This is a genomic window from Bradyrhizobium cosmicum (assembly GCF_007290395.2).
Taxonomy (GTDB): domain Bacteria; phylum Pseudomonadota; class Alphaproteobacteria; order Rhizobiales; family Xanthobacteraceae; genus Bradyrhizobium; species Bradyrhizobium cosmicum.
The window spans coordinates 7,264,982-7,271,215 of record NZ_CP041656.2 but is presented as its reverse complement, the minus strand read 5'-3'; the positions used below and the strand labels follow the sequence as shown (position 1 = coordinate 7,271,215).

Annotated in this window: 7 protein-coding genes; 3 read left to right on the top strand and 4 right to left on the bottom strand. The window is 63.0% G+C overall.

The annotated features are described in order from the left end of the window. Positions 1-1,245: 1,245 nt before the first annotated feature. Positions 1,246-1,512, bottom strand: a complete 267-nt coding sequence (gene rpsT / locus FNV92_RS34570) for a 30S ribosomal protein S20 (RefSeq protein WP_015689380.1) — start codon at positions 1,510-1,512, stop codon at positions 1,246-1,248. A 402-nt stretch (positions 1,513-1,914) separates the two neighbouring features. On the opposite strand from rpsT, the gene FNV92_RS34565 reads away from it, so the two are divergent. From FNV92_RS34565 to FNV92_RS34555, 3 genes are all read left to right on the top strand, one after another. Further along, on the top strand, positions 1,915-2,232 hold the full coding sequence (locus FNV92_RS34565) for a hypothetical protein (RefSeq protein ID WP_015689379.1): 318 nt from the start codon (positions 1,915-1,917) through the stop codon (positions 2,230-2,232). A gap of 182 nt (positions 2,233-2,414) precedes the next feature. Further along, positions 2,415-3,071, top strand: coding sequence for a peptide-methionine (S)-S-oxide reductase MsrA (msrA, locus tag FNV92_RS34560; protein ID WP_015689378.1), 657 nt, complete (start codon positions 2,415-2,417; stop codon positions 3,069-3,071). A 206-nt stretch (positions 3,072-3,277) separates the two neighbouring features. After that, positions 3,278-4,024, top strand: a complete 747-nt coding sequence (locus FNV92_RS34555; RefSeq protein ID WP_143842721.1) for a polysaccharide biosynthesis/export family protein — start codon at positions 3,278-3,280, stop codon at positions 4,022-4,024. A 149-nt stretch (positions 4,025-4,173) separates the two neighbouring features. Here FNV92_RS34555 and FNV92_RS34550 read toward each other — a convergent pair whose 3' ends face one another. From FNV92_RS34550 to FNV92_RS34540, 3 genes are all read right to left on the bottom strand, one after another. Continuing rightward, the gene (locus FNV92_RS34550) at positions 4,174-4,845 is read right to left on the bottom strand and encodes a dienelactone hydrolase family protein (RefSeq protein ID WP_143842722.1); all 672 of its coding nucleotides are present in this window, start codon (positions 4,843-4,845) and stop codon (positions 4,174-4,176) included. A 201-nt stretch (positions 4,846-5,046) separates the two neighbouring features. Then, complete coding sequence (locus tag FNV92_RS34545) at positions 5,047-5,388, bottom strand: hypothetical protein (RefSeq protein WP_143842723.1); 342 nt, start codon at positions 5,386-5,388, stop codon at positions 5,047-5,049. 23 nt (positions 5,389-5,411) lie between these two features. Then, positions 5,412-6,176 carry an alpha/beta fold hydrolase gene (locus FNV92_RS34540; protein WP_143842724.1) on the bottom strand — a complete coding sequence of 255 codons (765 nt, stop codon included), beginning with the start codon at positions 6,174-6,176 and terminating at the stop codon, positions 5,412-5,414. Positions 6,177-6,234 lie beyond the last annotated feature (58 nt).

Below are 6,234 nucleotides of genomic sequence, written 5' to 3'. Positions count from 1 at the left end.
CGTTTGAAACTTCTATTGAGAGATAAAGTTGCGTTGTGAGCGCCATGCAGGATCCCTGCCGGGATCCCTGAAATGGCGCGACCTCTAAGCGAGTCCATTGTCAGGCATGGCTCGACCGTTCGGCGAAAACGCCGCGTCCGATCAGCGATGTCAGAGATGGAGGGGTCGCGAGGTCAGCGCGTACTCGGCGCTCCGTCACACGCGGGAGGCTGGGTGTCCGACGGAATTAGAACGGCATCGTTGGAATATGAGACTTGTTTCAATACCGCGTTGAGTCCGTAAGACATGATACCTCCCCGTCCTGCCGTGATTGCTCACGGCAAGGTCCTGCGTGTCCTGAAGGCAACCACGACCAAAGTCGCTTATGCCCTGCCCGTCTGTACTGTTCGTCCGCCCGGCTACGCATCAGTCGTGTCGGGGTAGCTTCGTGACATCTCTCATTTGCGCCTGGCGCGAGCGAGATCGAGAAATCCCGCTTGGAGACATTCAGACAAAGAGCTACCATTCCCACATTGCTGTGGGTTTTGAACCGACAATCGCTTGTTGAAGCGTCGCCTACGTGCACACCGCCGCCGATTTGCACGCTCGCCCCGTTTCTAAAACCGCGCTGGTCTCAAGATCGTGGGCGCTGCGGACGACCTAAGGAATACACTATGCGGAAAGACTCGCAACGGAATTGATTCACGTTTGATCGATCTAAAAACTTGACCAGCGTTAACGCCGCGCGGGAGTTGTGCACAGGCTGGCGAGCAAGAGTTTGAATCCGTGCACAGATTCGAAAGCGCGGCGCGGCATGTGACAATTCTCCGTCGCCGCCAAAAATTTTTCACAAAAGCGTCGCGCGCGCGACGCGCGGGCGAATTTTCCAAATGCTTGTCGGTGCTATGTCGATAAGTTGTTAGCGAGCCATCGTTTTTTGAGTCTCGTTTCACAGGGTAACCCGACGCGAAACATGTTCCGGGAAAATTACGGTGTGCAGAACTCGGTGCGCGCGCAAATGCGAGTTAGCCCCGCCTCGCAAGGGTTTTTCGCAGCGCAGTGAGAGTTTCCGCTGTTGCAAAACATCTGCAGGTAAAATTACGGAACGCATCATAGTGCGGACGATGCAGATCTTCCGACCGAAGAATGGACGTCGCGCGACTGTTTGCGCGAATATGGCAGACAACAAAAAGCCCGGCGTGAAGCCGGGCTGATTGACGCTCGATGGGCTCAACCGATCGGATGACCCGACCGGACGGCGCGACGTTACTTCGCGAGCTTGGCGATCTGCGCGGTGAGGCGCGAGACTTTGCGGCTGGCGTTGTTCTTGTGAATGATGTTGCGCTGCGCGGCGCGCATCAGGGCGGGCTCGGCATTCGCCAGCGCCTGCGCCGCGGCGGCGCGATCGCCGGTCTTGATGGCTTCTTCGACAGTGCGCACGACGCCGCGCATCTGGGTGCGGCGGGACTTGTTGACGGCAGTGCGGCGGGCGATCTTGCGCGTCGCTTTCTTGGCGGAGGTGGTATTGGCCATGGTCTCTATATCCTTTGCGGTACCGGTCGCGTCTTGTTCGGGTAGCGCCGGCTGCTTGACCGCTTGATCGACGCTCGGATTTAGGGTGTTCGATTGCTGGGCTGTTCCCGGAACATGAGCGACAGCCTTGCGGGCCGTCTCTGAGGCTCCAAAGAGCTATTAAAGCTCAAGGCGCCTGCAACTGCTCAAAGAACAGCGGCGGCAGGATTGCGCCCACCGCCAGTTGGCGCCCTTATAGAGAGGGTCTGCGGCACCGTCAACGCTTTCCCGGCCTGGAAACGGGCCTTGAGCGCCGAGAGGCGTGCCGTAACGCCCTGAACAGGTTGAATTTCTGCCGTCTCCCGGTTATTGGCTGGCGGGGTTTGACGGGTCGTCCGATCGGACGACCATATGGGGTGAGGCATGATCCGCGGCTTTTTCCGACTGATTGGGCTGCTGCTGCTCGCCGGCGGTTTCATCTTCATGGTCTATGACGGCGCCCGCTGGGTGGCCGACCAGACCCTGCGGTTCACCCGGTTCGGCCAGTTCTGGAACGACATCAATCAGGCCAGCCAGACGGCGTTCCGCACCTGGATCGAGGCCAAGGCGCCCTGGCTCTGGACCTCGGTGATCCGCCTGGTGCTGGATCAGCCGGTCTTCGCCGTCCTCGGCATTCTGGGCATCCTCCTGATGATCCTGTTCCGCCCGCGCAAGCCGCTGATCGGCTATTCCCGGGATTGATCTTCAATTCCCGCCGGGACGGATCTTTCAATTTCCGCGACTGAGCTTTCGCGCTGGCGGCGACGTAACAGGGCTGCCCCTTCGCGCGTAAAGACCTATATTCCCACTTGATCGCGAGCACGCCGCCTGAGCCCTCATTGAATTGGCTCAAGCGACGGACAGCTCGTTGCGGAGGCCCAATCATGCTGTTCATGCGCAAGACCACCGCATTGCCGAGCGCAACTGAGGCGCTGCCCGGCCGTGCACAAGCCATTCCGACCGCGACCACCCATTTCGTCAACGGCAGCAAGTTGCAGCCGCCTTATCCCGCCGGCCTCGAGCAGGCCGTGTTCGGGCTCGGCTGCTTCTGGGGCGCCGAGCGCAAGTTCTGGGAACTCGGCGATGGCATCTACACGACCGCCGTTGGCTATGCCGGCGGCCACACGCCGAACCCGACCTATGAAGAGACCTGCTCGGGGCGCACCGGCCACACCGAAGTGGTGCTGGTCGTGTTCGATCCGAAGAAGATCTCCTACGAGAGATTGCTCAAGACGTTCTGGGAGAGCCACAACCCGACGCAGGGCATGCGCCAGGGCAACGACGTCGGCACGCAATACCGAAGCGCGATCTACACGCATTCCGATGCGCAGAAGAAGGCGGCCGACGAATCCAGGGCGCTCTACCAGAAGGCGCTTGCCGCCAAGGGCCTCGGCGCCATTACCACCGAGATCGCGCCCGCCGGTGAGTTCTATTTCGCCGAGGATTACCACCAGCAATATCTGGCGAAGAATCCCGCCGGCTATTGCGGGCTCGGCGGCACTGGCGTGTCCTGTCCGATCGGCGCGGGCGTGAGCGCGTAAGCTAGTCTCTCGTCATGGCCGGGCTTGTCCCGGCCATCAACGTTCTTGGTGTCGCGAGAGAAGACCGTGGATGCCCGGGACAAGCCCGGGCATGACGGAGCGTGCGGCTGATCTCGCGTCGGCCTCTTCGCCCTACGCCCCCTCAACGCTTTATTAACCATAACCGGTGCATCACTGAGGCTGTCTCGTTCCGAGGGATAGGTCCGGTGCCGGTTGCACGCGCGTTTCGATGGTCGATCTCGGCAGCGTTCCTGGCAGCGTCCGCCGCGCTGACCCTTGGCGGCTGCATGCAGACCGCTGGCCCCGTCGCGATGGTGCAGCCGCGCGCCGATCTCGACACCATGGTCTACGGTCAGCCCTACGGCGCGCCGCAGCCGGTCGTCGTTGCCAACAACGGCGGCGGTGCGATCAGTGCGCTGACCAATTCCTTTGCCTCGCCCGCGCCCATGCCGGTCGGCTATGCCGCGCCGATGGGGGCTCCGGTGCGCCATGATGCCTCCTACCATCTTGACGCCGGCGACAAGCTGCGCGTCGTGGTCTACGGCCAGGAAGGCCTCACCAACAGCTACGCCATCGACGCCGGTGGTTCGATCACGATGCCGCTGATCGGCGGAGTGCCGGCACGTGGCCGCACTCCGGCGGGACTCGCCGGTGAAATCGCCGCGCGGCTGCGCAACGGCTACATCCGTGAACCCTCGGTCGCCGTCGAGGTCGAGTCCTATCGGCCGTTCTTCATTCTCGGTGAAGTCACCGCGCCCGGCCAATATCCCTATGTGCCGAACATGACGGTCGAAAGCGCCGTCGCCATCGCCGGTGGCTTCTCGCCCCGCGCCAAGCGCGACGTGGTCACCGTCACCCACACCGGAGCCGGCGGCTCCATGCGCGCCGTGGTGCCGCTCGGCACGCCCCTGAGCCCGGGCGACACCGTGTTCGTCGGCGAGCGCTGGTTCTAGGCTGGCTTCAGCCCAACTCTCTCCTCCAGTCATTCCGGGGCGCGCGAAGCGCGAACCCGGAATCCATTTCTCCTCCATCTCTGACGCCCGATGGATTCCGGGCCTGCGCCTATCGGCGCATCCCGGAATGACGGAGAGAGTCGCGCGCCCTACTTCAAATGCTTCGCGAAGAATTCCATGCTGCGGGGCCAGGCGATGTCGGCGCTCGCCTTGTCGTAGCTCGGTCGCTCGTCGCAATGGAAGCCGTGCTGGGCGCCGGGATAGATGAAGACCTCGACGTCCGGCCGCTTCGCCTTGACGGTCTCGACATCGGTCAGGGGAATGCCGGAATCCTTCTCGCCGAAATGCAACTGCGTCGGCACCTTCGGCGTCTCGTCGGCGAAGCGCACGACGGCGCCGCCGTAATAGCCGATCGCGGCCTTCAGGCCGGTCAATCGCGTCGCCGCGACAAAGGCGACGCTGCCGCCGAGGCAAAAGCCGATGATGCCGACCGGGCCGACGCTCTTCACCGCATCGATCGCAGCCTGCGTGTCGCGCAGCATCGCCTCCCAGTCGGGACTGGCGACGAACTTGCGCGCTTCGGCGATCTCGTCGGGGGTATAGCCCGACTGGAAGTTCGGCGAGGTGCGGTCGAAGATCGATGGCGCGATCGCGACATAGCCTTCCCCGGCCAGACGGTCGCAGACCGAGCGGATGTGGTGGTTGACGCCAAAAATTTCCTGGATCACCACCACGGCGCCCCTGGGACTGCCTGAGGGGTCAGCGCGATAGGCGCCGAGCTGGAAATTGTCGGAGGCCGTCAGCTTGATGTCTTGTCCCACGCGGGTGTCCTTCTTGGTTGATCGTCGATCGAGAATTCTGCGCGCTCAGCAACATCGTCATGCCCGGGCTTGTCCCGGGCATCCACGTTCTTGGTGCCGCTTGAAAGCTCGTGGATGGCCGGGACAAGCCCGGCCATGACGATGTGGCAACTTCAACCAAAACAGCGTGGAGATGCTTGCTCTGCGACATGAAGAGCCGCCTCACTCCCACATCCAGTTCTCGCCGTAGTCCTCCTTCCATCCCGCCAGGCGTCCATGACGGAATTGCAGGAACAGACGGTGGCGATAGGGAATCAGGCCGCTGCCACCGATGTTGCGCAAAGCGAGGTAGATCTCGTTGCCGGGACGGCCCTTCACATATTGCAGCTTCTGCCCGAGCACGCGTGCGGCCTGCTCGGCATCCATGCCGAAGGCGAGCGGCGTGTTGTTCGACAAGGTCTCGACGAAGGGCCGGCGCGGCGGCATCGTGCCGAAGGACTCGGCCTGCGCGGACGCAGACATCGCCAGCCACACCGTGCCCGCAGCCAACATCACCCGCTTCATTGCCTGTGTTCCCGTCCGACCTTCTATCCCGGCAAGTTCTTCAGGAAAGGCAGCACCGCGTCAACAAAAGCCTTGGGCTGATCGATGTTGACGGCGTGTCCGGCCGCGGGGATTACGACCTTTTGCGCGCCGGGGATTTTCGCGGCCATGTAATCGGACGCGGCGAGGAACGGCGTGTCGTCGGCGCCGACCACGATCAGACTGGGCACCTTGATGTCGGGCAACAGCTCGATCACGCGGGCGTCGCGCTGGGTCAGCATGCCGCGCGCGGCGAGCGCCAATCCGCTGGCGTTGCGATGACTCGCGGAGGCGCGTTCGCGCGTCGCTGATTTCAGCATGTCGAGACCTTCGCGATCCAGCCTGTCGGCGGTTCCCAGCGCCCGCGCGTTCCAGGCCTCGCGCGCGTCGTCCTTCTTGAAGCCGGGGCCGGTGTCGATGATCAGCAGCGCGCGGGCCGCTTGCGGATACGCGCGATAGAAGGCGAGCGACATGTAGCCGCCGAGCGAGAGGCCGCCGATGATGGCGCGCTCCGCGCCGACCGTATCGAGGATTGCCGCCATGTCGTCCACCGTCAGCGCTTCGCTGTAGGCCTTGGGGTCGTCGGGATAGTCGGACTGGCCGTGGCCGCGCATGTCCCACAAGATCAGCGTGTGGTCTCTGGCCAGCGCATCGACCTGCCCATGCCACATCGCCGAGGTCGAGGAATAGCCGTGAGTGAGCAGCAATGGCGGCCCGTTGCCATGGACTTCGTAATGGATCCCGACGCCGTCCCGATCGATCCTTGGCATCCGTCCGCCCTTATTGTTCTGGTTCCTGGCTCATCCTAGCCCGCGTGGTTACTCGGAG